The organism is Haloferula rosea, from assembly GCF_016595525.1.
GTDB classification, from domain to species: domain Bacteria; phylum Verrucomicrobiota; class Verrucomicrobiia; order Verrucomicrobiales; family Akkermansiaceae; genus Haloferula; species Haloferula rosea.
Genome location: NZ_JAENII010000002.1, coordinates 440,083 through 466,112, shown reverse-complemented (window position 1 = coordinate 466,112; position 26,030 = coordinate 440,083). Strand labels below are relative to the sequence as shown.

Below are 26,030 nucleotides of genomic sequence, written 5' to 3'. Positions count from 1 at the left end.
GACTCAGGAGAGATCCCGGACGCCGTCACCCTCTGGCTGGATTGCTTCGAGCCTGGCTCGTATTCGGCGGGTGTCCCCCTCGGCAAACAGGCGGACCGATTCGTGTCTCCCTTTGACCCGAACCCGTCCCAGATCGACCGCCGACTCACCCTCCGAAATCAGCTCCGAGTAGATGATCTCTGCCCCGAACGGCTTGCATAGGCCCTCCAGGCGGGAACTCAGGTTCACCGCATCACCAATCACTCCGAACTCACTCCGTTCCTCTGAGCCAATCTCTCCGGCAATCACCTCGCCACGATGCAAGCCGATCCCGATCTCGAGCGGCTCGCTTCCCTGAGCCATCCACACATCATTCAGGTTCCTCAGTTCCTTCTGCATCTCGCGGGCAGTCACGAGCGCGGACATCGTGTGATCGCCCTCATGCCCGTCGTCCAGCGCACCCCAATGCGCCATGACCGCATCGCCGATGAACTTGTCGAGCGTCCCACCATGTCGGAAAACCACTTTCACCATCGCGCTCAGATACTCATTCAACTGCTGGACGGTTTCCTGCGGACTTTGGCGCTCGGATCGCGCGGTGAAGCCACGCACGTCCGAAAACAGCACGACCACCTCCCTCACCCGCCCCGCCGCCATCTCACGATACTTCGTGGGATCATCCACCAAACGATCGGCCACATCCCTCGACACCAGACGCCGGAATGCATGGCGCAGCCGTCTCCGCTCGAACTGCTCGCGCAAAAGACGGTCAACCTGGGTCGCGACAAAACTCACCACCACCACCACCACCCCGGAAACCACCGGCACCCACAGCGCCCCGTACTGCACACAGGAAAAGGCGACGATCATCACCGCTGCCACCACCCCCAAGGCGGCCATGGCAGCAGGAACCGGCCGACGAAACCATGGAAGAAACGCGACGGAAGCAAGCGCACCGAGCCAAAAAACCGTGGTTGGCCTCGAGCTTTCGCGAACGAACGCCCCTTCAAGACCGCAGGTGGCTGCCTGCAAGTGCAACTGAGGTCCTGTTAGGGGACCAACCGGCGTGGCGTGGATGTCTTGAAATCTCGGTGCAACCGGCCCGATGATCACCACCTTATCCCGGAAAAAATCACCTGATTGGAAATTCCCCTTCCAAGTCGCCTCCATGAACACCTCCGCAAGACTCACCGGTGCATAAACTTCTGTCGCACCCAACTCACCCCCGTGCGCGAACCTCAACATCCGCTCTCCTTCCGGAACCTCTCCACCCATCATCTCGATGACCCTGCCCGCGAGGGACATGAGTTCCTCCTCGCCCATCAACTCGCGACCGTTCTCCCGACCCAGAGTCGTCCGGTAGCGGGCCTCCCGGACCACACCATCCACCGGGTCGACCTGAAAATTCGCGAATCCGACCCGCGTATCATAGTTGAACCCGAGAAAGGGATCATAGGGTTCGAGATTGGCGAATGAGTCCCCCCCGGACTGGGCTGTGGGCGCGAGGGATGACGCCAGAATCACACGATCCTTGTGACGCCCGATCGCCTCGGCAAGAGCCTGATCCGCGACAGGGTCGCTGGGAGCATCAAGAATGAGGTCGACCACGATACATCGAGCTCCTGCATCAGCGAGCCGATCAATCACGCTAGCCCACACCCTCCGATCCCATGGAAAGCGGGATGTCATCATCTTCAGCACGGGATTGGACGCCACCTCGTCCTCCCCGGCTCCGAAATTCCCGAGACTCGCATCGTCGATACCCAACAAAACGAAATCATCCCTCACCGAGGCACCCTCGCCATACCGAAGCAGCTCATCGAGCAGCACCCGGTCCACCCGATCCACGATCCTTCGTCCAGCTGGCAACCGATCCACCACCAGCCAGACCGCCACGACAGCACAGATCGCAACAAGCAACGTTCGTCGCCAACCGTGCCCTTCTGCCGAGGTACTTCTTGTCATGTCGTTCCACCTCCCATAACCTGCTAACCGTCTAACATAGATTAAAGCCGATGAAAGCCCCGTGCTTACTCCTCCTCAGTGTCCCATTTGCCTTGCAAGGCGACATTCTCTCGGAATTCGGCACATTTGCCGGCTCCGATTCCCCGGTTTACGACGCCCGTGATTTCGATCCGGATCGTGCGGCCGAAGAACCCATTCAAGCCCCCTTCTCTCCGGGTGACTCAGATTTCGGAGTCCAGCAGGTGCTCAGTCCCTACGACGGACCTCCCCCCGTCCATGTGTTTGCCAATCTCGACTTTGCCTACACGGACAACGCCCCGGCCCAGTTCCGAGCACTCGAAGATGAATCCTGGTATGCCTCCGCCCTCGTCGGGATGGCATGGCAGCCGAAGATTGCCGCGGGTTGGTTCGCAGATTTCGGCTTGATCCAGGAGTTTTACCAGTTCGAGTCATCCAATGCGCTCGACTTCGAGAACTTCCGCGGTCACCTCGGTGTCGTGAAGACCCTTGTGGATCTGGACGACACTGTCTTCTACGCACGCTATGAGTACCAACGCCTTACAACAGGAAGCTGGTCACGAGGCAACTACTCCGCCCAGCGAATCCGCACCGGGCTTCAGAAGGACCTCTTCGTTCGCTCAAGGCATCACCTGGCGGCAGGAGTCAGCGCGGCATTCGATATCGATGCCAATCCGGAGCGCCTTGAACGGCAGGAATATGCGGCGGACCTCAGCTACACCTACTGGATCCTCAACGACCTCCGCACGACGATGTCGTGGCGTGGAGCATTCTGGGATTTCGACAATGGAGGACGTGAGGATTGGAATCACACGCTTGGTGTCGAGCTGGCGTGGAACTTTCATCCGCACGCTTCGGCCTACACCAGCGTGTTTTACAGCGACAACGACTCCAACTCCCCACTCGGGGTGAATGACTTCTCAGCCTGGCAGGCAGGTGTCGGCCTCGGTCTCATCTTCAGCTTCTAAAACCGTGAAACTTCTCCTCTTTCCCCTCCTGACGCTCACCGCATTCGGTGAGCCACTCCAGTCCGCAAAGGTCACCCAAGCGGTCAATGACGTGCGCGTTCTGGCAAAATCCGCCAGCCCCCGGGCTGCCCAAATCGGCGAAACCATCAGTGGCTCCACTTCACTGCAGACCGGCCGGAAGTCGCGCGCCGAACTCGCCTTTCAGGACGACACTGTGACCCGCCTTGGTCAGAATTCGATCTTCAGCTTTCGCTCTGGCGGCCGGGAAGTCGAACTCAAGCAAGGCTCGGTGCTTCTTCAAGTCCCCAAGAACGCGGGAGGTGCCACGATTCGTACCGCCACGGTCACCGCAGCCATCACCGGCACCACATCGATGTTCGAATACAGCCCCGGGCAATGGGTCAAACTCCTGACTCTTGAGGGCACCCAGAAGCTCTATCTGAAGGGTCAGAAGGAGCCTGTGCTCGTCCCCGCCGGGCAAATGATCGTGATGCATCCGAATGCGAGGGCCATCCCTGCACCGATTACGATCGATGTTGCCAAACTCTTGGCCACATCGGCTTTGGCAGGTGGAAGCGTCTTTGGCCCGCTGCCCACTTCTGCGAACGAGGCAATCGCCCAGACCGTCGATCAGCAGAAGGACGCAAAGCGGAATGGCAACCTGACGCCCACGCGCCGGGTCATCTCCGGCCCAGGATCGCGCGGGAGCCGCAGCCTCACGGACGCACGCCAGCCACAGCGACCGGCGGTCGAACCAGAGAGACATGGCGGAATCGAACCGGAGCCGCCGACCAATCCCACGTTCCCGGGAGAGACTGGAACCCAGGCTCCCAATTGATCCCACGTTATTTCCTCTTCCCCCCGGCAGATATTCAGGTTTCTCTCTCGGGGCACACATGGAACTCGACCTCATCAACGTCCATTTCGACATCAAGGACATCAAGCCTCGGGAGATCGAGGAGGCGATGGAGGACCCCTTCGCCATCAAATTCCTTCCCGATACCGACCGCTCCGATGGTGAAACCCGCTTCTACGCACTCGGCAGGAGCATCGGTGATCGACTCCTGTTTCTTTGCTTCTGGACCAATGGGAAAACCGCTCGTGTCATCGCGGCACGGGACATGAGCGAAGGAGAAGCCCGGTTTTACGAACGCAAATACGCTGAATTCAAATGAGCGCCGACATGGAAACCATCAAGCAGTGGGAAGAAATCCCGGATTTCGACGGCGAAGAGGAGGAAGCCAAGTTCTGGATGGATCATGAACTCGATGGGCGCCTCATGGCCGGATCGATTCACCAGCCGGACTCGCGCGAGTCCACGACCATCACTCTGCGCTTCGACCCGCGCATGCTTTCCCGCATCAAGCGGATCGCACGCACCCGCTTCCTCAACTACCAGTCGATGATGAAGCAGTGGCTGGCGGAGCGCCTCGAGGACGAACTGCGCAAGCAGTAGTGCTGACCGGAATGCGACTGCCCCGGCATGCGGGAATTTGGTTCGCCGGATTCACCCTGTGGTTCTGTGCGCTATGGTGGCTCTCTTCCCGGGTCCACCACGTGCCTCCGCCGCTGACCTTCCAGGCATCCGACAAGGTGCTGCACTTTGGCTACTTCTTTGGAGGGGCAGGACTCCTCTCCGCGGCCATGTTCCGCTGGAGGCCACTTGATCACCCCTGGAAACGTGTGGTGCTCGTGACAGTCATTGTGACCCTCGTCGGCGTCCTCGACGAATACCACCAATCACTCGTACCCGGGCGCCACGGCAACGACATCTATGATCTGACAGCCGATTTCCTCGGCGCATTGACCGGGGCAATTCTCTTCCTCCCCTTCCGGAGGATGCTTGCGGATTGATCCGACCGCCCAAACGATTCCACCGAATCGGGCACTTCATCCGGTTCACCACGACTTTGGGATTCACCCCTGCGCAATCCGGACCAGAATGGCTTCGAGATGGACGATCTTTTCGAGCAAGAGGACCCGGCCCAACGAGTTTCAGAGCTTCGCGCTCAACTCGAACACCACAACCGACTCTACTACACCGACGCCTCCCCGGAAATCAGCGATGCCGACTACGATGCGCTCTTCCGAGAACTCGAGGATTTGGAGAAGAAACATCCGGAATTCGCTGATTCGAATTCACCGACTCAGCGTGTTGGAGGTGAACCCATCGAAGGATTCAAGCAGGTCCAACACCTCGTCCCGATGCTCTCGATCGATGACGTGTTCGAACTCGATGCCGAGACCCATGATGTCCCGGAGGCAGAACTCATCGCATTCTACGAGAGGTTGCAGAAAAACCTCCAGAGAAACGAAGTCAAGGTCACAGTGGAACCGAAGATCGATGGCGTTGCCGTCACCCTCGTCTATCGCAATGGAAGCTTGAGTTACGCCGCAACCCGCGGCGATGGCAGGACGGGCGATGACATCACGCACAATGCACGCACGATCCGCAGCATTCCGCTGAACCTTCCGTCACCAGCGCCCCAGCTCATCGAGGTCCGCGGCGAGATCTTCATGCCGAACGAAGCCTTCGCCAAGATGAACGAAGAGCGGGATGAGCAGGGTGAGGCCACCTTCGTCAACCCACGCAATGCCACCGCAGGGACGCTCAAACAACTCGATCCCCGAATCGCTGCCAGCCGCCCTCTCGAGTTTCTCGCCCATGGCCTTGGAGAATACGATGGCCCTGCACTTTCCAATGAAGATGACTTCACGGGGCTCATCGGAAAGCTGGGACTCCCTCGAAACCAACCCCTGTTCGAGGCATCAACCCTCGAGGAGCTGCTGGAAGCGGTCGGGCGCATTGACAATGAACGCCACTCGCTACCCTATGCGACCGATGGAGCCGTCATCAAGGTCCGCGACTACGGGGAACGTCGTACACTGGGCTTCAGGTCCCGTGCACCGAGGTGGGCTGCGGCATACAAGTTCAGGCCGGAGCAGAAGGAAACGATCCTCAAGTCGATCACCATCCAGGTGGGGAGGACCGGCGTGCTCACCCCCGTCGCCGAGCTTGAACCGGTCTTCGTGTCAGGCACGACCGTTTCACGGGCAACCCTTCACAATGAAGAGGAGATCCATAGGAAGGACATCCGCATTGGCGACAGGGTCCTCATCGAAAAGGCTGGAGAGATCATCCCGGCCATTGCCAAGGTCATCACCGACAAGCGCCCCGCCAACACCACCGCTTTCTCGCTTCCTGAGCATGTCGGAAATGCATGTCCTTCCTGCGGAGGCCCCATCGCCAGGGAGGAAGGATTTGTTGCATGGCGATGCAGCAATTTCGAATGCCCCGCGCAGGCCGTCTCGAAGATCAAGCAGTTCACCTCACGCAAGGCCCTCGATATCGATGGCGTAGGCGAAACCGTGGCAGAAGCTTTGGTCCGGTCTGGCCTGTGCAGCACTCCCCTCGATCTCTTCAATCTCACGCTGGAACAACTGGCCGACCTCAACCTGGGCACGGAGGACGATCCGAGGAGATTTGGCGAAAAAAATGGAAACAAGGTTCTTTCGGCACTCGAGGAAGCAAAGAGCCGCCCCCTCGACCGCTGGTTGTTCGCCATGGGAATTCGTCAGGTCGGAGAGTCTGCAGCCCGTGAGCTCGCCCGACTCCACGCTGACTTGCTTACTCTTGCGAACAGTCCCGTGCTCCGGCAGATCATCGATGCTGCAGCCCTCGAAACGGAACGCAAGCGAATCTCCCCGCGGAACAAGGACAACCCACCTGCCGACGCTGGGGAAAAGGAACGACGAAGCACCCTCCACGAACAACTCAAGGCGCACATAGCCGAGATCCGGGCTCAGCTTCAGCCGTTTGAGGTCAGCCCGGATGTGGGCGTTGTGGTTGCCGAAAGCGTGCTGACCTTCTTCGAGTCGAAGGCAGGTCTCCACGTGATTGAGCGGCTTCAGGAAATCGGCATCAATCCGACACCCGAGGCGTATCTTCCGAAACCCGCAGAGATCGACTCAAGCAACCTCCCGTTTACCGGTCTGACCATCGTATTGACTGGAACGCTGAGCGTAAGTCGGGGCGAAATGAAGAAGCGACTCGAAGCTCTTGGAGCAAAGGTAAGCGGATCCATCTCAAGCAACACCGACTACCTGCTCGCGGGCGATGGTGGAGGTTCCAAGCGTGACAAAGCCGAGAAACTGGGCGTGAAGATCATCGCTGAGGAAGACCTCGATTCACTTCGGTAGTCGTCCAGCTTTCCAGCGTTGGGAAAGGATCAGCGCTGAAACGATCAGGATCGCCCCGACCCAAAGTCCAACCCCGGCCGACTCTCCAGGTAGGAACGCGAGGGACTCCAGCATGCCGGCCAGAGGGATCAGAAACCGGTAGCCTGCGAGCAGTGGCATCGGATGGCGGGTCGACAGGTGATTCCACAGACTGAACGCGGCTGCCGAGACAAAGGCCAGCCACAGGGTCAGACCGATCACCGCTGGACTCATCAGGACATCTGCAGCGAGAAAGGCGCGACCCCCGAAAGCCAAGAGGATCAGCCCTCCAAACAGGAGGGAGTAGCCCGTCGCGGCACGAGCCCCGATTGCGGGGCGCAGTTTGCCGAACTCGATGAGCCCAAGAGCGCCCAACCCCGTGGCCGCGATGAGCAATGCCGCCCCCAACCATGGACGACCCGCGCCCATGCCGGGGTCCGCAGTCGCCACCAGCAGTCCAATCGCACCGATCCCCACCGCACCCCACTGACGCAGTGTTGGCCACGGAGACCCTGCCAACAACGGAGCAAGGAGCATCCACCAGAAGCTACCACTCGAGACCAGCAAGCCTGCCAAACTCCCGCTGGCCAATGCGACGCCCCAGTAAAAGAATAGGTACTGGCCGGCGGTTTGATAAAGCGAGAACCGCAGGATCCCGGCCTTCGAGGCCGATCGCAATTCCTGCAGCGGAGCTCGAGCCACGAGAAGCAACGCCGAACCTGCGATCACGAATCTTACTCCCGCGAACCACCACATCTCCGGTAAACCGATGTCCACGCCACCCTCGTCCCACAAGCGGTATACCGTCTTGATCCCGGGAAAGGCACTTCCCCAGAGCACGGCGCACAGCAAAACCGGCGGGAACACCTTGAACCAACGATGATCACCTTCCACCAGGCAAGCCTAGTCGAGATTTCCAAATCGGGAACTCCGAACCGGCAACGGGATCTCAGTAGGTGAAACGGAGCCCAAGGTGCGTTTGACCGCCGGGCTCGTCCAGCCGCCAACCGTGGTCAAGTCGAAGGTCCACCCAACGGCCGAACATCAACCTCAACCCGACTCCGGTGCCGGTGAGTGAAGTCGAAGCACCCCCGCGATTTCCCAAAGACGCATGATCAAGGAAGCCGAGAAAACGAACCTGACATCGGTTGATCGGCCTCCAGGCCGGGGTGAACACCTCAAGACTCGAATGCCATCCTTGGTCGGCAATGTACTCACGCTCGGATACACCTCTTACCGTCTGATACCCTCCAGCCGCGAATTGCTCCGAAGGAAGGAGTCTTGAGTCGGCCAACTGGATGGCTCCCCGTAGACCGATCCGCCAATCTCCTCCCGGTGACCACCAACCCTGTCCAGCTGCCCTGGCAATCACATAGCTTGAGTCAGCTGAAAAATCATATGCCTTGAAGTCGATATCATCATTCCCGGAAATCAAGTTTCCCGGAGAAGCCACTACCGAGGCATCCAGACCGACCCCGGCATTCTCCCAACTACGATGAAGGTCGTAGCCCACCTTCGCATGCACGAACCGCACTTCCCCGGGTGCGAACCTCCCCGATCCGAACAGGACGAACTGATCTGTCCCCTTCACCTCGAACCCTGACAACACGTTGTGCCTCCACCCGCGATATGACGGCAACTGGAATCGATGGAGTCCCGAAACCGCCCAGGAAGCTCCCTGGTTGTCGAGCGGAAGTCCGTTCGACAAATAGCGATCATCCACCCTCGCGTAGGCCGCATCGAAGCGAATCGTCTGGTGATAGCGATGCAGCGGAATCTCCCAACTCAACGCGTGGGCACTCAGTGAGGACACCGGCATCCCAACGACGGTCTGCCATGAAATCACATGCTCGGCAGGCGTCATGCCTGCAACACCAAGCTGAAACCGGTCCTTGCCAAGGAGGTCAGTACCACTGTTGTCGTAGCCCGTCGTCACCCTCCATGGCCTGGATTCCTCGAGACCAATCAAAACATCCGCGGTTGCAGGCTCGTCACCGGGAGACACGAACAATCGGGGCCGCCTGAAAATCGACCGACCATACCACCCGAGTTGGTCATCAATCTCCGAACGACGCAGGACCTCTCCTTCACGAAGGTGAAGGCCCGCCTCAATGACCTCGGGGCACCCGTAAATGGGACGAGTGACTCCGACCCTGGCAAATCGGCCCAGCTCAACAATCAACACGAGTTGACCTCCTTCAAAGCTCTGCTCCGGTGCCTCCACGTTCACCACGGGATAACCCTCGATATCGTAGTGGCTGAGCAGAATATCACCGATCCGCCAGAGATCCGACTGCTTGAGTGAATGCCCCAGAAAGGTCTCGAGTCGCGCAGCGAGGGTCTTCGGGGATGGCACCAGAAGACCATCCCTTGCCTTCAAACCGGACGAAACCGACTCAAAATTTCCTTCTTGCGACCAAGTATCGAGCCGGATTCCCAAAAAAACTTCGATAAGAATCGGATCGTTCTCCAGCGCCTGCACCTCTTCGCTGACAACCCCGGGGATCGATTCCACAGGCTGAGGAGCAGGTAGTCGGGGATCCACTCCGGGCAGGAGCTGCCCCTGCACCATGCAGACCATCCCCAAGCCACACAAGGTTCGGAGCACATTATTCTTAGTTCGACTGCCCATGATTCAAGGGGTTCGCAGCGATGAGATTTGAACCACCCGACTTTTAGCCCCTTGCATCGATCAACCCAAGGCAAAATCCAGTAGGCACGGACAACCAAGTTCTCAATATGTTCAATATGTGTTTATTTTATGTATTTTCATCAATTGAAGACCGCCTGATATATCTTTTTTACAATATTTTAAGATATAGCAATCATGTTAGTATATCCTCGACCCACCATTCCGAATCCCCTATATCAACCCGTTAAAGACCGCCAACTTTCATGCTGATACGTTTTCTCCGTTTCTTCACAGCCTGCGCAGGCATCCTGCCGTTGGCAGGCAAAGAACCCATTCCCATCACGCCGCACGCCTCACAAGAGGCGACGGACTGGGTGCTTTCGGCCCTCAACGACGCGGACACGGCAGCTCCGGAATTGAGCTACGTGTTTCCGGAAACACCTCACAAGGTCCGACTCTATTTGATCGACACTGCGGTCGACAACGCGTCGGGTTGGTTCGACACCAACAACATCCTCACTTTGGAGGATTCGCAACTCATCCGGGGCCAAGGTGACCCAACGAGCTCAAGCGCCTTCACCCATGGCACTCAGGTGCTCTCCGTGATTGCCGGTCCCGAGGCAGGGGTTGCCAGAGGAACCGAGATCGAAGTCGTCAGCTTTGACATCTACCCTGACGGTGAGGAGACGTCTTCGACGGTCGGGCTATTGGTCACCGCACTCGGGGAGGCCATCAATCATTTCATTGATAACCCAGGAACACCTTCGGTGGTCTGCATTGCCAATGGTTCGAGCGAGCCGGCATCCAGCACATTCCTTGAGGCGAGAATCAGCGAAGCAGTCGGACGCGGCATGACCGTCGTGGTTGCGGCGGGGAATGAAGGCTCGGATGCCTCAGCATACATCCCAGCTGCTTATGGCACCATGGATGGCGTGATTTGCGTTGGCGCTTCCGACCAAGGCCATGCCCCTCTTGCGAGCTCAAACTCGGGCGATGCGGTGGACGTCCACGCGCCGGGTGTCAACGTGCAAACCTTCCACCCTGAAAGTCATTCAGTCGGCCAGACCACTCCCATGACGGGCACGAGTCCCGCAACTGCGATTGTCGCAGCCACGGCCCTCGCAGAGCTCGGCAGACAACCGGGCCTCAACCCATCCGAGGTGGAGAACCTTCTCAAGGCTCGGGCGTATACGAGCGACTCCGAGAGCAAGGTGCGAGTTGTCCAACTCGACAACGACTTCGACTCGGACGGCACTCCCGATGAACTGGAGCGATTCTTCGGCTACGACCCCCTGAATTCATCCAGCACCCCCCCGGCCATTGCGGTTCGGCGTGCCAATGGTTTCACGATGCTCGATTTCACCATCAGTGAAGACCTGCTCAATACGAGTGGGACCTCAACACTTCGCGATGGAAGTTCGTGGAGACTACTTTGCTCCACGAACCTCAAGGATTGGATGGAGGTCGAGAGGTATGTCCATATTGGTCAGAAGCAAGAAGGCCGGGTGGCCATCACCATCTTGGACGATGCGGTCTTGACTGAGGACGCGCCGGTTCCCGTCTCAGGTGGCCCCGTTGATTCACTCCGATTTGATCTCCTGACAGGTGAACCCATCGTCGAGTATGAAGAAGCCGAGAGCACTGCAAACATCCAGGTTCAGCCTCGACCCAGAGTAGGTGTTCGTTGCTTCTACAAGCTCGAGTGGATCCCTGCACGCTTGGCTGCAGAGTAAGTGCTGGTGAGAGGTTGCCTTTCCCTAAGGCTTCGCCTTCTTTCCACCCCGCATGCTGAAAAATGACGACTGGCGCATGAGCGACGGTTTGTTCCGGTTTTTGGCCACGGTGCTCTTTGGCTTTGAAGAAGAGTCGCGCGCGCCGTCACTTGAGGCGGAAATGGTCGTGGTGTAGTTCACCGACTTTGCCCTGACAACGCGCGAACCATTGGGGCGTCGCAACTCTGGCACCTTCAGATTGCTCTCATTGATTGCCGCTGCTGCATCGCCATCCTTCGGATCAATTGGAGTCCCCTTCGGATCAAAAGCCCCGTCGAACACAGCGTTCGGAACGATGATCCCGGTTCCTTCGTTGGTGATTTTGCCATCCTCGCCAACCGAGAGGAACACCTTCGCGCCCTGCTCACCCAAGCGTCCACGGTTGATGATTTCACTGCCGGCCGCAACTTCGATCCGATTGGCCCGCGTTTCGCCCAAGTGAAGGACAAATCCCGAACCACTCGCCTCGGTCAAGCGAGTCGCTCCCGAACCCGCGATGCTCACGTCGGTTCCTCCACCGATCATGATCGCTCCAGCGGCAGAAAGCTGGGCAGATTCCATGATGCTCACGTCCCTGCCGGCAATGACGACATCGCCCCCGGTCGCCTCGATATTGCCGGAAATCCTCAATCGATTCCACCCGGTTGGGCCAGTAAGCCGAAATCCCCCACCGTCCTGAACGTCTCCTGGCGCCACATCGAGCGTCGCAATCGTAACACTGTCAGCCACGATATTGCCGGTAATGTTCAAGTCTGCATTCGGAGCAAAGAAGCCCACCGAACCATTTGATCCAACCTGCCCCGCAATCGTGTGACTCCCGGAACCTGTCAGATAGTTCAGAACGCTGTTGCCACCCACAAAATCGAAATACAGCTCGCTCCCTTCCGCCAGATTCAAATGCGCCCAGTCAAAAACCGTGTCGTCAAAAATTGTGAAATTCGTCCGACTACCGCTGGGCGTGTCGATCGTCTCCCAAGTCGCGCTTCCAGGCGTGCTGAGAACGGGGCCTTGGGCAGGCAAAAAGGATACGCAGAGGGTCGCCGTGAGCGCCCTCCAGGGGAGTGGGACAGTTTTCATGATCCAAGGGAGATTTTGGAAACTCGTGGGTGCGAGCTAGCGAATATTTACAATGAATGGCTCTGCCCTCAAAGAACTTTTTAATATTCATTGATTATTGAGGGACGGGGAATTGCGGAATGCAGCTGAGTCGGGATTCGCGGGCGACCCCGATTTGGGGGACTGGCCGGAGGGTTCGACCGATCCTGTAAGGTCTTCAATCGCACAGGAAATTCAGGATTTCCAAAATAGTGAGAATCGCTATGCTCACCCATCGTGGGAAGCCCCTTCCGGACCAGCCATTGGCTCTGCATCGCTTTACTCATCCAACTCTCCATCCCCGCACGGGCATTGGACATGGGGGACCCAGCGGCAGCAGAGCTGGAATTACAGGCCTTGGTGCAGGAATGGGAGCTTGCGATTGATGAAAACCCGTCTCCCGATGCAGGAATCTCCCTCGGCCGTAGTCTTCAGGCCCTTGGTATCGTTGAACGCCAGCTTGGCAAAGCCAACGAGGCGATCCGCCATCTGACACGAGCTTGCGAGCTCTTACGGGGTGATCCTGGCTTACCCGACGCCCGGGAAGCTCTGGCCCTATGCCTCCAGGATCTGGGCCAGCTTGAGCGATCCGAGGAAATTCTCAGAGATGTGATCAAGGCTCGAGAAGAGCAAAGCTCAAACAGCCTGAGCCTGATCGACAGCCTCGACCACCTCGCCTTGAACCTCCTCCAGCAAGGGCGCTACACCGAGGTGGGCGCCTTGCTGGATCAGGCACTCGATGCGACTCCGGCCGATCAATTCGTCCGCAGGGCCCGCATTCTAAGCCACCGAGGCCGCCTACGACACACCTTGGGAAGCCATGCGAAGGCGATTGAAGATTTTTCTGCGGCGCAGGAACTGGGCCGGGAGGATCCCGAGCTCTCGCTATCCATTCGAAGTCAACGGGCTCTCTCCCTCCTCCGCCTGGGTCATAGCGTCGAGGGTGAGGCTGAGACGCGGGCCGTGGCCGATAAAGCACGGGAATTGTTCCACTCGGACCCGATCAAGGCACTTCCATACATCAACAATCAGGGAACTCTCGCCCTTTCACAGGGCGATCCTGAGGAAGGCAAAGCGGCATTCTCGGAAGCTCTGGAGATCGCGACTACCCGATTGGGGCCTGAGCACCCGGCACTCATCACCCACTTCAATAATCTGGGAACTGCAGAGCAGATGCTCGGCGACTATCCCGCCGCGGATGAGGCCTTGCAGCGGGCTCTCCGTCTCCAGCGGCAGCTCCATGGGGATGGTGCCCACCTGCGAACCGCTGAGATCCTGCGCAATCTCGCACGCAACGCTCTCCTGATGGAATCGAACGATAGTCGTGAGCGAGTGGACGCTGCCACCCGTAGCGGCCTCGAACTCCTCGAAGAGCTTGTGCTGCATGGCAGCGAGCGAGACCGGCTGAACTTTCTGGAGCGCTTCGATTTGGTTTCCCTGCCTTGCATCGAAGGCGATGCGATTGCCATCGCGAACGTCCTTCTGGCATCAAAAGGTCGACTCTTGGACAGCATGCTCGGTGGCCTGTCCCAAGAGCCTCTGCCGGACTGGACACAGATCCAGAATGCCTTGCCTCCGAACAGCGCGTTCATCGACGCGTGCCGTTTTCAACCTTTGGATTCAGAGCTTGGCCCTCAATATGGAGCGATTCTCGTGACACCGACGGACCTACCTCAGTGGATTCCACTCGGTTCTGAGTCCCAGCTCCTTGATTGGCTGTCAGTCATGCGGGAACGATTGGTGTGGCAATCGGCAGTCATCGCGGGCGATCAAGAAGCGAAAGCTCCTGCCTTGACGCTCCAAATCATCCTCAAAGGGCTGGAAAATGAATTTTGGGAACCTGTCGCGCGCCTCCTCTCGCCCGAGGTCGACCATGTGGCATTCAGCCCCGACGGGGCACTCCACTTCCTCCCCCTTGCCGCGCTGCTCGATTCAGAAGGCAAGCCACTGTGTCACCGCTTGCATCAAGTCACCCGTGTCGCCAGCGGACGGGATCTCACTCGCACCTCGGTATTGAAGCGAATGGACTCAGCTCCTTGGACGGTCCTCACCATCTCAGACTTTCCGTCGCCGGAGAGCCCTCCTGAACCCCACACCCTGCAGGCAATTCTTTCGGATCTCGAGCCAATGCCAGGGACTTCCCGCGAAGCGGACAGTCTTCGCCGACTCGCTCCGAAAGACTCACTCTTCCTCCAAGGTCGCGAAGTAACAGAGGAAAGGATGGCTTCGCTGCCGGATACGAATTCCGTGCTGCATCTCGGTTGCCACGCGTTCTACACCGGGCCCGATGCTCCTAGCTCAAGCACCGCATTGGATTTCGATGAAAGCGCTGAACTCCTTCGTTCGAGCGGTCTCGTCCTCTACCGGGGCGCCCGATGGGACCTGCAGCTGCCCGAAACAGGCGATGACCTGCTGTTTCCAGAGGAGATCGCCGAACTCGATCTCAAGGGCACTCGACTCGTCACTCTCTCCTCGTGCGACTCAGGGGCGGGTACGCCCGTGAACGGTGAGGGTCTGCTAGGTCTCCAGCGCGCCTTCATTCAAGCAGGTGCGAGTGAAGTCGCTGTCGCCTTGTGGCCGGTTTCCGATCAATCGACCCCAGCATTCATGGAGAGGTTCTACCAGTTGGCCCTTCATTCAGAGCGCATTGGGCAGGCCCTCTGGCAAACACAGTCTGAATATTTGCCCAAAGCGACGGATGCTGGTTTCGAAGCTTCGGTCCTCCGCTATGCCCCCTTCAACCTGAGCCAAACCGGCCCGCTCCAAGGAGGGGACAAAATCGATCTCGAGCCGTTGAAATCACATCGACCGACATGGCCTTTCCTGGTCTTGGTCATAGTGGCGGCGGTAGCTGCTCGCTGGCTCACCAAGCGTCTTCTCCGACACGCTCGGAAGGACATCAAAAAATAAAAATCTGCTCCACTTTTCCACGTTTCGGCCAACATCTTGAAAATTAAGATGCATTAGAAGCTTGCGAATCCTTCTTTTTTTGGATTTATTCGCGGCACACCAGCCATGTCCCCCACTGTATGTCCCACACAGTTGGAGCGCTGTTGGCAGGCCTGTTGGACCCGTGCCAGACGCCCCATCGAAGGCGTCCTCATTTCTGAGGACGAAGCGGAGCATATTGCCGAGCAATGCATCCGCAACGTGTCGCTCGACTACGACGAGTTCCCCTCGGAAGCTGAATTCACGGCCAAGGCCTTGGAAGAAGCTGCCCGAGCGACCCGGCAACTTGTTGCCGAGAAACGACGCAAGGTTTCTGATCCCCAGGTCCACCACGATCCGGAGGATTCCCGCTACGACAGGAACCTGGATCTTGATCGGCTCCAGCGTTTCGATGCTGACCGTGGTTTTCAGGACCGCGAATGGAATGGTCTCCCTCAACTCCTGCGCCCCCTCGCCCTCGCTACTCTCGCACGAAAAGGGATTCGGGGGCATGATGCCGACGAGGTTTTCAATGATACCTTGGTCGAACTCACCCGCGTTCGCGAACACGACAAAAAGGCTCCGATCCTTGATCCCGTGGTATTTGAGGAACTGATCCCCCTTCACACCCGCATCGTCGGCTTCCGCGCCATCGACTGGTACCGGCGTCAGTCCACCCTGAAGAACCGACCCAACAGCGGGGAGAGCCTCGACGCACTTCACGATGACCCGGACCGCCCGATGCAGTTCGAAGATCGTGGTTCAGCGCCAGGTACCATCAACTTCGAACACATTTACCACGAGTGCCGCGAGGCCCTCAGCACTGATGAATGGGATCTGATCTACACCCTGTTTGTCGCCCAATCGGCAACGATTCAGGATCTCATTGAGCGGAGCGATTTTTGCAGCCGATACGGGGTCAAATCCAATGCATCGGCCTCCACGCGCCGAAGAGTTCTGAATGAGCGGATTCAAGAGGCCTTGGAAAAAATTAGAGAAAGTTTCGTTTATTGAAAATCAGACCTGATGGTCTGCGATTGATGATATAGCCATGGATGTTAACCTCCCAAACCATCTCGACACCACGCGTCGGATCCTTCAAGGCAGCCTGCGCCTCCATCCCGATGAAGTCGCTCCAGCCATCCCAGCCGGATTGTTGGCCGATCTTCAGCAGCGCTTTGCACCCGCGCCGCCAGCCACTCGCCGATTGGTGATCGAACCACCTGCACCGGTGGAAAACTTCTTCCAGCGAGCCGTGCGTTTCTTCTCCACTCCAGCCGTTGGAGCCACTGCCATCATCATCGGGGTCCTTTCTTTCGCGATCCCCGCCATGCTCCCCTCGGACACCACCGAGACCTTCCGTGGCACCCAAAGCGCTGCGGTCCAACTGACCATTCCCATCTACGTCACCGGCGGACCTCTGGACATGTCCGAAATCCTGGCCTCATCAGGCGACTTCCAACCCGATGCGATCATCAACGCTGAAAGCCGGGAAAGTGCACTGCGGTTCGACGGACCGAAGGTGATCGTGGATTTCGAGCAAGGTGAAGTCATGAGTATCGACGAGGCCGGTCTACTGATCAGCAAGGAACCCCTTCCTGAAGATATTGGCGGCGTGGGCATCGCGGTGGCTCGGGCTGTAAGCCGACTCTAGGAGACGGATCACGCATTCAGGGTTGGACCCGGAGGCGGGCCCCACCCTAGCTTTCCTGCATGCCTCGCATCGCCCTACTTCAGTCCCGCGCGTTTCCGGATCAGGAGACCGCCCTCACCCACCATGAGGAACTGATACGCCAGAGCGCGAAAGATGGCGCCCAGATTGTCGTCACCCAAGAGTTGTTTCTGACCCCCTATTTCTGCGTCGTCGAAGACACCGACCAGTTTGATCTGGCTGAGGAGATTCCCGGATCGTCAACACAAAGACTTGGCGACCTGGCCACAGAATTGGGGATCGTCATTGTATCCTCCCATTTCGAAAAGCGCGGTCCCGGCCTGTATCACAACACGGCGGTGGTTCACGACGCGGATGGATCGATGCTTGGCATCTACCGGAAGGCACACATTCCTCAGGATCCGGGATTTGAGGAGAAGTTCTACTTCACGCCGGGAGACACTTCCTGGCCGGTATGGAACACCAGGTTCGGCCGTTTGGGCGTGCTTGTCTGCTGGGACCAATGGTATCCGGAGGCGGCACGCTTGATGGCCTTGGGCGGCGCCGAGATCCTGATCTACCCAACCGCGATTGGTTGGCTTCCCGAGGAAAAGGATGAACTCGGATCAGCCCAGCACTGTGCATGGGAGACAGTCCAGCGAGGGCATGCGGTCGCCAACGGATGCTATGTTGCCGCCGTGAATCGCATCGGCAAGGAAGCCGATACGGAATTCTGGGGCCAGTCCTTCGTCTGCAATCCCTATGGCGTGATTGAAGCCAAGGGCACCGAGGACCAGGAGGAGATCATCCTCCACGACATCAACCTGAAGCAAGTCGAGGATTTCCGCAGGATCTGGCCCTTCTTCCGAGACCGTAGGATCGACGCCTATGGCGATATCCTGAAACGATGGAATCAGGACTGACCGAGCACGGTCATTCCCACTCGATACTGGCCGGCGGCTTCGTGGAGACGTCGTAAAGGACGCGATTGATCCCATCGACTTCGTTCAGAATGTCGTGGCTGGTCTCCCTGAGGATCGAATAGGGCAGTTCCACCCAATCCGCGGTCATCGCGTCCTCACTGATCACAGCTCGCAGCGAAATCGCCCACTCGTAGCTGCGCTCATCCCCTTTCACCCCCACCGTCTTCACCGGCACCAATGCGGCATACGCTTGCCAGACCTTGTCATACCATCCGTGTTCCTTGAGATGACCGATGAAGATCGCATCGCACTCACGAATGATCTTCAAACGGTATTCGTCGATCTCCCCGGGACAGCGGACCGCGAGTCCAGGGCCTGGGAAGGGGTGACGGTTGAGGATGTCCTGAGGAATTCCGAGGGAAGTGCCCAGAGCACGAACCTCGTCCTTGAACAGTTCGGCCAGCGGCTCCAGCACCTTGCCCTGGGCCTGAAGCTCAAGAATGCGATCGACCCGGTTGTGGTGCGTCTTGATCTTCGAAGCCTTCGAATTCGCGTTCGAGGCACTTTCGATGACATCCGGGTAAAGCGTTCCCTGCGCGAGGAGCTCCGCGTCGCCCACCGAATCCCAGAAAACGTCGATGAACAGATTGCCGATGATCTCCCGCTTCTTCTCAGGCTCCTTCTGACCGGCAAGCTCCCGCAGGAACATTTCCGAAGCGTCAACCGTTTCAATCGGAACACCCATGCGATGGAAGTTGTTGCGGACCTCCTCGCCCTCGTCCTTCCTCATCAGCCCGTGATCGACAAAGATCGCCCGGACATTCGCACCGGCCTCGTGCAATAATACGGCAAGCACCGTACTATCCACTCCCCCGGATACACCGCAAACAACCTGCTTGTTGCCGACTTTTTCACGGATCCCCTGAATTACCTCTTCCTTGAAGTCCTCGATCCTGAACGGCTCAAGCGCCTCGGCTTGAAGAAGGAAATTGTGGAGGATCCGCGTGCCTTCATGGCTGTGCGTCACTTCAGGGTGGAATTGAATCCCGAAGTAGCGCTCCCCCCACTTCAAAGAAACCGGAGTCCCGTGCTGGTTGCGCGCCAACACCGTGCAATTGTCCGCGAGATCCTGCACCGTATCGGAGTGACTCATCCACACCTGGGAGTCATGCGCCAGCCCCTCGTAGAGACCGGCGGGCTCCACGGGGAAAAGCTTGGCCGGCCCGTATTCCCGTCGGTCGCTGGCCTCCACGCTCCCTCCGAACTTGATGTTCAGCAGTTGCATCCCGTAGCAAACCCCGAGAACCGGAACGCCGAAGGCATCAAGTTGCTCGAAGTCGAGGTCGGGAGCATCAGGCTCACTCGTGCTCTTCGGACCGCCGGAAAGAATGATGGCACCCGGTTCCCCGATGTTAGGAAAATCCTCAAGGGTGTAGAGTTTCGCAAAATAACCGAGTTCCCGCACTCGGCGGACGATCAACTGGGTATACTGGGAGCCGAAATCGAGAACGGCAACGTGTTGTTTTTCCTGCATGGCGTTCTTGGAATGGTCAGCTGATCGGCTGATAGTTGGTAGGCTCCTCGGTGATCACGATATCGTGCACGTGGCTTTCCCGAAGTCCGCCGGGAGTGATCCGTGTGAAGGTGGCACGTTCGCGGAGTTCCTCCAGAGACGATGCACCGACATAGCCCATGCCGGATCGAAGCCCTCCCATCAACTGGAAGATCACATCGGCCAGCGGCCCCTTGTAAGGCACCCGCCCCTCAACCCCCTCGGCGACCAGCTTGCCCGACGAATTCTGGCTGTAGCGGTCACCTGCCCCTTTTTTCATGGCGCCGATCGATCCCATTCCTCGGTAGGTTTTGAAACGACGACCCTGAGAGTAGACCGTTTGACCGGGACTCTCGCGAGTTCCCGCGAGAATCGAACCCAGCATGACGAGGTCGGCTCCGGCAGCAATCGCCTTCACCACATCGCCCGAGTAACGGATTCCCCCGTCAGCAATGACTTTCACCCCGTGTTTGCGGCAATGCGGAGCCACGTTCTGAATGGCAGTGAATTGAGGCATGCCCACTCCGGCAATCACCCGGGTGGTACAGATCGAGCCAGGACCTACGCCCACTTTCACCGCGCTCGCACCCGCATTCACCAAGTCGATCGCCCCTTGCTCCGTGACGACATTGCCTGCGACGACGGGGCGATCCGAGAGGTTGCGAAGTTGCTCGATCACTTCCATCACCCGCGCTGTATGGCCGGTCGCCGCATCGATGAACAAACCGTCCGCACCCGCCTCGAGAACGGCCTCGGCACGCTGAACCGCATCAGGGCCCACGCCGACTGCAGCTCCGCAGCGGAGCCGCCCGCTCGGATCCTTGGCAGCGTCGGTAAATGCCGCACGTTTCTCGAGGTCGGCACCTGTGATCAGACCCGCCAATCGCCCGTTGGCATCGACCAATGGAAGCTTCTCGATACGGTTCTGATAGAGAATCCGGCGCGCCTCCTCCAACTCAGTGGACGGCGGAGCGGTGACCAAGCGGTCAAGTGGAGTCATCACCTCTTCGACCGTGGCATCCTCCTTGTCGAGATATCGGATATCCCGACCCGTGATCATCCCTTCGAGGATGTAGTTTTCATCCACCACGGGAAAGCCGGAGAACCCATGCTCCGCCATGATGTCCATGACTTCGTGGACCTTCTGATGCTTCTCAACCGTCAGAGGCTTGAGAATCACCGCATTCTCCGAGCGCTTCACCCGGGAGACCATCGAAGCTTGCTGCTCGATCGAGCAGGCCCGGTGAATCACCCCCATGCCCCCTTCACGGGCCAAGGCGATGGCCAACTCGGATTCGGAAACCGTGTCCATGGCCGCAGAGACCACGGGAATACGCAACGCAATCGAGTCCGTGACATGCGTGGAAAGATCCACGGTCGAAGGCAATACAGCACTCAAACGCGGCTGCAAAAGGACGTCGTCGAAAGATAACCCAAGGGTGATGTCCGCCATGGCGGAGTCAATGGAGGAGCGGCCCGGGAATCAAGCCTGAATCGACAATCGATTCAAATTTTGACCGTCCTCGCTCCCCCACTACCGCCACGCGACAGTTGAGCACCGAAGCAGAGACCGAACTAGGGCTGGAGGACATTCAATGGCGCAGGCACGGCAACCACCTGCATGCCCGCCCGCTGGGCCGACATGATGCCCGCCGGTGCATCCTCAAGCGCAAGACAACGCCCCGGTTCAACCCCGAGAATGGCAGCAGCCTTCAGGAACACCTCCGGATCCGGCTTTCCGACCTGCACGTCATCCGCAGAAATCACATCGTCGAAAAGGTCCGAGATCCCGACCGCCTGCAGCGTCTTCTCGATCACCAGGCGGGTACCTCCGGTCGCAATCGCCATCGGGAGACGACCCCGGCATGAACGCGCGAAATCCACCACCTCATCGATCAACTCGATGCTTCCCAGCCGATTGAGAAACGCCTCGCGCTTCTTCATCGCCACGGCTGCAGGGTCCAATTTCAACCCATACTCGGAGTTCAATTCGACGACGATGTCCGTGGTTGGGCGCCCCCCCATCGCATAGAAAACGTCCTCTTGGAACACGTTTGCCGCGCCATAGTAGGTCAGGGCTTCGCACCACGCCTCGAAATGGGCAGGCATCGAATTCACCAACGTTCCATCACAGTCGAAAACGACGGCGTCGAAGCCATCGGCCGGTAGTTCCAAAGCACCAACAGTTGCCATTGCGCGGAGGGCGTATCACTCAGGACGGAGATGGCAAGGACTCAAAACGAGCAAATTTGCCACACCCCCGGTCAACCGTGAACCCCGGGCGGCACCGTCTCATCTTCAAACGAAGCCTCCCCACGAATCACCGCCCCGTCTTCAAACCTGACTTCCCCCTTCACCGTCAAGGAGTCGCACTCAGCGAGCGACGGCATGCCGAGGGCATCCAGGGAATCCACGAATTTGTAGCGACTGTCCAAGGACACGACCGGAGGTCGCCCCTCGCGTTCAGGAATCAATGACACACACCCCGCTTCGCTGACGTGGTAGGCATCCGAACGCAGCGCAAAAAGGTCAGCCGTCGTCTTCACCGGCGCGAACCTCGAGCGTGGCACTTCGATGGCCTGAGCCCCTTCGAAACTCTCGATCGCCGCACCCATCGCCACTTCAAGTTGAATGACCGGTGTCGACTCCGGGTCCCTCGGGTCCACGGTCTTCCTGTTGCGGATCATCGGCAGGGGGATCACCCCACCACACTCGTCCAATTTCTTCTTCAGAAGATCCAGACGCAGCCAGATCGAATTCGTATTGAAGAATTGGTGCCGCGTGATGTCTTGGAATGAATCCAGGTCGCTGTCCGGGCACTGGGCGACTTCACGCAGCAACAGCTGACCGTCCGCCTTCCTTACCGCGAGATGCCCTCCCTTCCGGTCAGCTGCCGTCCTTCGGGTCACCTCCATCAGGAAGGGTGCGTCCGAGGCCGCAAACCAACGCAACAACTCCGGAGACAGCACCGCGCCGAGGTTGTCGGAATTTGAAACGAACGCATACCGCACGCCGTCTGCCAGAAGCCGGTCCAACCAACCACTACCCACAAGCGCCGGATAAAGGTCCCCATGGCCGGGTGGACACCATTCCAGATCAGGCTGATTCGGCCACGCCACCGGCTGAAGCGTCGCCGCGTCGATTTTCGGAACCTGATTCTGCATCAATTCAACCTCGCCCGCCTCCCGCAAACCATCCGGCGCATGTTCAGCAAGGTGTCCGAGCGTGTCCGAACTGGAACTGAAGCTATTCATCAGCAGCAGCCTGACCGGCGCCCCGGTCGACTCGCGGAGCGACTGGATCTGACGCACGATCAGATCGAGGAAGGTGGTGCCTTTCCTCACCTCGAGGAGGCTTTTCACCTTCTCCAAGCCCATGCTTGTGCCAAGCCCTCCATTCAACTTGATCACAACGGTCTTGGCGAGGAGCTCCGGATCGAAGGATTCACCGGTCTCAACATGTTCCGGCAGGCCACCAACCGGATCGAGGGACGACTCGTCGATCATCCCCGTTTCATTGCGGCACAGTGCCTCGTAGCTCTGCTGAAACGCCATGATGGCCGGCTCCATCACATTTGCTGACGTCATCTTGTTGCGAAATGGCTCGAAATCTGGGGTGCTCATGATTTTCTGGAAAAAGTGGTCGCCGGAAGGGGAGTGCAAGCATGACCAAAGGTCACGTTCAAAGGTCACAAACGACATTTTCCATTTCGCAAGAAATAAATATTTCGTTTGGCATATTTTGTGCTTCATAAGCGCTCCGCAAATCTCTTGAGTGTCGGCACTTCGCGGTAATCCCCGACCTCATCATGGCCGAGCACTCGCTCCACCAATCCCTTTCGCAACAGCAGTCCCTCGCCCCGCAGATGCGGCGCAGCCTGGAGATCCTGCAGGCGAATTCCATGGAGCTCACCCAGATGGTTCGGACCGCTCTAGAGACCAACCCAGTGCTGGAAGACACGACGGAATCGGTGTCGCTGGATGCCGAAGCGCCCGCCGAAGACACCGCGGATTCACTCGATCATTTGAACGAGACGGATGACGACTGGCGCGACCTCGAGATCATGGAGCGCAGGAATCAGTCCTGGACCTCCGATGACGAGGAGCGTCGCGAGCACCTTTACAACTCCTTGGTCGCCCCGGAAACCCTCCAGCAGCACCTCGCCTCACAACTCAAGTTGGCGCTCATCGAACCCGATGTCCGGGTCGCCGCCGAGGCCCTCTTGGGCAACCTCGACGCACGCGGGTTCTTCGACATGAAACCGGAGGATCTTGGCATTCGCCTCGGCCTCGGACGTGAGGCGATCGATGAAGCCACCGCCTTGATTCGCAGCTTCGATCCCGCAGGCATCGGTGCCATCGACCTCCGTGACTCCCTGCTCCTCCAGCTCGAGCGCCAGCAGCAGATTGACTCCCTCGAATATCGGATTGTTCGCGACCACCTCGAAGATCTGGCGCGCAAGCGCTTCCCCCAGATTGCCCGCTCGCTGGGAACCAGTGTCGAGCGGGTTTCGGAGGCAGCCATCGCCATCAGTCGTCTGACACCCAACCCCGGCGGCGAATTTGATCCAACCGGGAACCCGATCATCCGTGCCGACGTCATCATCGAGCGCGAAGATGCCGGCTGGCACGCACGACTCACCAATGAGTATCTGCCCCGCCTCCAGATCAGTGATTTCTACAAGGACCTGCTCGGCAAGACCGGCAATGACACGAAAGCCCGTCAGTTCCTCCGGGAAAATATCCGCGAAGGCCGCACGCTGATCCGCTCCCTGTCTCTCCGCCAGGAGACCATCCTGGCGATCGCGGACAAACTCATCGAGCACCAGCCGGAATTCTTCGAAAAGGGTCCCCGCTTCCTTCGACCCCTGACCATGAATGTGGTGGCGGATGAACTGGAACTTCACGCGACAACCGTCTCTCGCGCGGTGGCCGGAAAGTACGTTCTTACGCCCCACGGATTGATGGAAATGCGCGCGTTCTTTGCAGCAGGATACCAGACCGCTGACGGCAAGGAGGTCTCGAATGCTGGAGTTCGCGAAGCCATGCAGGAACTGATCGCCAAGGAGGACCCGAAGAAGCCGCTCTCGGATGAGGGCCTCGCCAAGGCATTGAAAGCCCAAGGCATTCCCGTCGCCCGCCGAACCGTAGCCAAGTATCGCGACCAACTCGGCATCCTCCCCTCGCATCTCCGCCGGACCTTCTCATGATGAAGCCAACACCAAGCGGGAGTTTGCTATTCGCCAAATTGTGATACTGAAGCTTCGCATCCATGACAGCCGACCTCATCAAGCAAGCCCTCAGCAACGTTCGCTATCCGGGCTTCTCTCGCGACATCGTCTCATTCGGTCTCCTCAAGGACATTCAGATCAGCTCCGGGCACACCAGGGTCCTGATCGAAGTCCAGACGAAGGATCCCGACGTCCCTGAGAAAATCTTCAAGGACTGCCATGCCGCCTTGGCCGAGATCCCGGACCTCGGAGAAATCACCGTCGATATCGAAATCAAGGACCCACCGGGACAGAGCGCCGGTCCCGCAGACACCACGGGCACCTCGTCGATTCCCGGAGTGAAGAAAATCATCGCCGTTGGCTCCGGCAAGGGAGGGGTCGGAAAGTCCACCGTGGCAGCCAACCTGGCTGTCGCACTCGCCAAGACCGGCGCCAAGGTCGGCCTGTGCGATTGCGACCTCTACGGCCCCTCGGTCGCGATGATGTTTGGCTCAGACGAGCGCCCGATGGCCAACGACCGCGACGAGATCATCCCGATTGAAGTGGATGGCATCAAACTGATGTCGATGGGCTTCCTCCTTGAAGAACGCTCTCCGGTCATCGTTCGCGGCCCCATGGCCACCCGATACACCCAGCAATTCCTCCGCCAGGTCGAATGGGGCGAACTCGACTACCTCATCCTCGACCTGCCTCCTGGCACCGGCGACATCCAACTGACGATCGTGCAGACCGTGGCCGTCGATGGCGCCGTCATCGTCACCACCCCGCAGGAAGTCGCGCTCATCGATGCCCGCAAGGCGGTCTCCATGTTTGCCAAGGTTAATGTACGGATCCTCGGACTCATCGAGAACATGGCATGGTTCGAATGCGATCACGGAACCCGCTACCCGATCTTCGGTGAAGGAGGCGGCAAGCGGGAAGCAGAGCACCTGAAGGTCCCGCTTCTCGCCCAGATCCCGATCGAACTCCCCGTCCGGGAATCCGGTGACCAAGGTCGTCCCATTGTCGGCACGCCCGATGCTCCGAGTGCCGCTGCCGAAGCGCTTCGCGACGCGGCTCAAAAAATCGCAGGCTCACTCACCTCCTGACCCCGAATCTC

General features: G+C 58.6%; 22 protein-coding genes. 13 read left to right on the top strand and 9 right to left on the bottom strand.

Features of this window, described 5'->3' with window-relative positions; genetic code table 11:
- Positions 1-3: 3 nt before the first annotated feature.
- Positions 4-1,944, bottom strand: a complete 1,941-nt coding sequence (locus JIN81_RS04055; protein ID WP_234044448.1) for an adenylate/guanylate cyclase domain-containing protein — start codon at positions 1,942-1,944, stop codon at positions 4-6.
- 50 nt (positions 1,945-1,994) lie between these two features.
- Here JIN81_RS04055 and JIN81_RS04050 point away from each other — a divergent pair, with 50 nt between their 5' ends.
- The 6 genes from JIN81_RS04050 to ligA all read left to right on the top strand — a co-directional run bounded on the left by JIN81_RS04050 (position 1,995) and on the right by ligA (position 7,130).
- Complete coding sequence (locus JIN81_RS04050; RefSeq protein WP_200276643.1) at positions 1,995-2,930, top strand: hypothetical protein; 936 nt, start codon at positions 1,995-1,997, stop codon at positions 2,928-2,930.
- Positions 2,931-2,934: 4 nt separating this feature from the next.
- Positions 2,935-3,768, top strand: coding sequence for a FecR domain-containing protein (locus tag JIN81_RS04045; RefSeq protein ID WP_200276638.1), 834 nt, complete (start codon positions 2,935-2,937; stop codon positions 3,766-3,768).
- A gap of 58 nt (positions 3,769-3,826) precedes the next feature.
- Positions 3,827-4,105: a BrnT family toxin gene (locus JIN81_RS04040; protein WP_200276636.1), complete on the top strand. Its 279-nt coding sequence runs from the start codon at positions 3,827-3,829 to the stop codon at positions 4,103-4,105.
- Complete coding sequence (locus tag JIN81_RS04035; protein ID WP_234044446.1) at positions 4,102-4,386, top strand: CopG family antitoxin; 285 nt, start codon at positions 4,102-4,104, stop codon at positions 4,384-4,386. Before JIN81_RS04040 ends, JIN81_RS04035 begins: the two co-directional genes overlap by 4 nt.
- 11 nt (positions 4,387-4,397) lie before the next feature.
- Positions 4,398-4,784 carry a VanZ family protein gene (locus JIN81_RS04030; RefSeq protein ID WP_200276633.1) on the top strand — a complete coding sequence of 129 codons (387 nt, stop codon included), beginning with the start codon at positions 4,398-4,400 and terminating at the stop codon, positions 4,782-4,784.
- Between the two features lie 99 nt (positions 4,785-4,883).
- Positions 4,884-7,130, top strand: a complete 2,247-nt coding sequence (gene ligA, locus JIN81_RS04025; protein WP_200276631.1) for an NAD-dependent DNA ligase LigA — start codon at positions 4,884-4,886, stop codon at positions 7,128-7,130.
- Here the strand turns inward: ligA and JIN81_RS04020 are convergent.
- Both JIN81_RS04020 and JIN81_RS19405 read right to left on the bottom strand, forming a co-directional pair.
- Positions 7,119-8,042 carry a DMT family transporter gene (locus tag JIN81_RS04020; RefSeq protein WP_200276628.1) on the bottom strand — a complete coding sequence of 308 codons (924 nt, stop codon included), beginning with the start codon at positions 8,040-8,042 and terminating at the stop codon, positions 7,119-7,121. The two genes, ligA and JIN81_RS04020, sit on opposite strands and share 12 nt — an antisense overlap.
- Positions 8,043-8,097: 55 nt before the next feature.
- Positions 8,098-9,504, bottom strand: a complete 1,407-nt coding sequence (locus JIN81_RS19405) for a ShlB/FhaC/HecB family hemolysin secretion/activation protein (protein ID WP_325100842.1) — start codon at positions 9,502-9,504, stop codon at positions 8,098-8,100.
- Positions 9,505-10,043: 539 nt separating this feature from the next.
- Here JIN81_RS19405 and JIN81_RS04010 point away from each other — a divergent pair.
- Complete coding sequence (locus JIN81_RS04010; protein WP_200276622.1) at positions 10,044-11,513, top strand: S8 family peptidase; 1,470 nt, start codon at positions 10,044-10,046, stop codon at positions 11,511-11,513.
- A 24-nt stretch (positions 11,514-11,537) separates the two neighbouring features.
- On the opposite strand, the gene JIN81_RS04005 is transcribed toward JIN81_RS04010, so the two are convergent.
- Together JIN81_RS04005 and JIN81_RS18900 are read right to left on the bottom strand one after the other, a co-directional pair.
- Positions 11,538-12,629 carry a hypothetical protein gene (locus JIN81_RS04005; protein ID WP_200276620.1) on the bottom strand — a complete coding sequence of 364 codons (1,092 nt, stop codon included), beginning with the start codon at positions 12,627-12,629 and terminating at the stop codon, positions 11,538-11,540.
- A 366-nt stretch (positions 12,630-12,995) separates the two neighbouring features.
- Complete coding sequence (locus JIN81_RS18900) at positions 12,996-13,136, bottom strand: hypothetical protein (protein WP_234044445.1); 141 nt, start codon at positions 13,134-13,136, stop codon at positions 12,996-12,998.
- Positions 13,137-13,256: 120 nt separating this feature from the next.
- Here JIN81_RS18900 and JIN81_RS04000 point away from each other — a divergent pair, with 120 nt between their 5' ends.
- The 4 genes from JIN81_RS04000 (at position 13,257) to JIN81_RS03985 (ending at position 18,149) form a co-directional block, all read left to right on the top strand.
- Positions 13,257-15,557, top strand: a complete 2,301-nt coding sequence (locus JIN81_RS04000; protein ID WP_325100841.1) for a CHAT domain-containing protein — start codon at positions 13,257-13,259, stop codon at positions 15,555-15,557.
- 105 nt (positions 15,558-15,662) lie between these two features.
- On the top strand, positions 15,663-16,589 hold the full coding sequence (locus JIN81_RS03995) for a hypothetical protein (RefSeq protein ID WP_200276617.1): 927 nt from the start codon (positions 15,663-15,665) through the stop codon (positions 16,587-16,589).
- A 37-nt stretch (positions 16,590-16,626) separates the two neighbouring features.
- Positions 16,627-17,229: a hypothetical protein gene (locus JIN81_RS03990; protein ID WP_200276615.1), complete on the top strand. Its 603-nt coding sequence runs from the start codon at positions 16,627-16,629 to the stop codon at positions 17,227-17,229.
- Between the two features lie 59 nt (positions 17,230-17,288).
- Entirely contained in the window at positions 17,289-18,149 is an 861-nt protein-coding gene (locus JIN81_RS03985; protein ID WP_200276613.1) for a carbon-nitrogen hydrolase, read from the top strand.
- Positions 18,150-18,159: 10 nt separating this feature from the next.
- Here the strand turns inward: JIN81_RS03985 and guaA are convergent, their stop codons facing one another.
- The 4 genes from guaA to JIN81_RS03965 form a co-directional block, all read right to left on the bottom strand.
- On the bottom strand, positions 18,160-19,683 hold the full coding sequence (gene guaA / locus JIN81_RS03980) for a glutamine-hydrolyzing GMP synthase (RefSeq protein WP_200276611.1): 1,524 nt from the start codon (positions 19,681-19,683) through the stop codon (positions 18,160-18,162).
- Between the two features lie 16 nt (positions 19,684-19,699).
- Positions 19,700-21,154, bottom strand: coding sequence for an IMP dehydrogenase (gene guaB / locus JIN81_RS03975; RefSeq protein WP_200276608.1), 1,455 nt, complete (start codon positions 21,152-21,154; stop codon positions 19,700-19,702).
- Positions 21,155-21,276: 122 nt separating this feature from the next.
- Positions 21,277-21,894, bottom strand: coding sequence for an HAD family hydrolase (locus JIN81_RS03970; RefSeq protein ID WP_200276605.1), 618 nt, complete (start codon positions 21,892-21,894; stop codon positions 21,277-21,279).
- A gap of 71 nt (positions 21,895-21,965) precedes the next feature.
- On the bottom strand, positions 21,966-23,324 hold the full coding sequence (locus tag JIN81_RS03965) for a UTP--glucose-1-phosphate uridylyltransferase (RefSeq protein ID WP_200276602.1): 1,359 nt from the start codon (positions 23,322-23,324) through the stop codon (positions 21,966-21,968).
- A gap of 185 nt (positions 23,325-23,509) precedes the next feature.
- Here JIN81_RS03965 and rpoN point away from each other — a divergent pair, with 185 nt between their 5' ends.
- Both rpoN and JIN81_RS03955 read left to right on the top strand, forming a co-directional pair.
- A complete protein-coding gene (rpoN, locus tag JIN81_RS03960; RefSeq protein WP_200276599.1) occupies positions 23,510-24,910 on the top strand; it encodes an RNA polymerase factor sigma-54 in 1,401 nt (466 codons plus the stop codon).
- 62 nt (positions 24,911-24,972) lie between these two features.
- Positions 24,973-26,019: an Mrp/NBP35 family ATP-binding protein gene (locus JIN81_RS03955; protein WP_200276596.1), complete on the top strand. Its 1,047-nt coding sequence runs from the start codon at positions 24,973-24,975 to the stop codon at positions 26,017-26,019.
- Positions 26,020-26,030: the final 11 nt, after the last annotated feature.

Coding starts and splice junctions, on each gene's coding strand:
- JIN81_RS04055 (WP_234044448.1), bottom strand. CDS start 1,944: ATGACAAGAAGTACCTCGGCAGAAGGGCACGGTTGGCGACGAACGTTG.
- JIN81_RS04050 (WP_200276643.1), top strand. CDS start 1,995: ATGAAAGCCCCGTGCTTACTCCTCCTCAGTGTCCCATTTGCCTTGCAA.
- JIN81_RS04040 (WP_200276636.1), top strand. CDS start 3,827: ATGGAACTCGACCTCATCAACGTCCATTTCGACATCAAGGACATCAAG.
- JIN81_RS04035 (WP_234044446.1), top strand. CDS start 4,102: ATGAGCGCCGACATGGAAACCATCAAGCAGTGGGAAGAAATCCCGGAT.
- JIN81_RS04030 (WP_200276633.1), top strand. CDS start 4,398: ATGCGACTGCCCCGGCATGCGGGAATTTGGTTCGCCGGATTCACCCTG.
- ligA (WP_200276631.1), top strand. CDS start 4,884: ATGGACGATCTTTTCGAGCAAGAGGACCCGGCCCAACGAGTTTCAGAG.
- JIN81_RS04010 (WP_200276622.1), top strand. CDS start 10,044: ATGCTGATACGTTTTCTCCGTTTCTTCACAGCCTGCGCAGGCATCCTG.
- JIN81_RS04005 (WP_200276620.1), bottom strand. CDS start 12,629: ATGAAAACTGTCCCACTCCCCTGGAGGGCGCTCACGGCGACCCTCTGC.
- JIN81_RS18900 (WP_234044445.1), bottom strand. CDS start 13,136: ATGGCGGATCGCCTCGTTGGCTTTGCCAAGCTGGCGTTCAACGATACC.
- JIN81_RS03995 (WP_200276617.1), top strand. CDS start 15,663: ATGTCCCCCACTGTATGTCCCACACAGTTGGAGCGCTGTTGGCAGGCC.
- JIN81_RS03990 (WP_200276615.1), top strand. CDS start 16,627: ATGGATGTTAACCTCCCAAACCATCTCGACACCACGCGTCGGATCCTT.
- JIN81_RS03985 (WP_200276613.1), top strand. CDS start 17,289: ATGCCTCGCATCGCCCTACTTCAGTCCCGCGCGTTTCCGGATCAGGAG.
- guaA (WP_200276611.1), bottom strand. CDS start 19,683: ATGCAGGAAAAACAACACGTTGCCGTTCTCGATTTCGGCTCCCAGTAT.
- guaB (WP_200276608.1), bottom strand. CDS start 21,154: ATGGCGGACATCACCCTTGGGTTATCTTTCGACGACGTCCTTTTGCAG.
- JIN81_RS03970 (WP_200276605.1), bottom strand. CDS start 21,894: ATGGCAACTGTTGGTGCTTTGGAACTACCGGCCGATGGCTTCGACGCC.
- JIN81_RS03965 (WP_200276602.1), bottom strand. CDS start 23,324: ATGAGCACCCCAGATTTCGAGCCATTTCGCAACAAGATGACGTCAGCA.
- rpoN (WP_200276599.1), top strand. CDS start 23,510: ATGGCCGAGCACTCGCTCCACCAATCCCTTTCGCAACAGCAGTCCCTC.
- JIN81_RS03955 (WP_200276596.1), top strand. CDS start 24,973: ATGACAGCCGACCTCATCAAGCAAGCCCTCAGCAACGTTCGCTATCCG.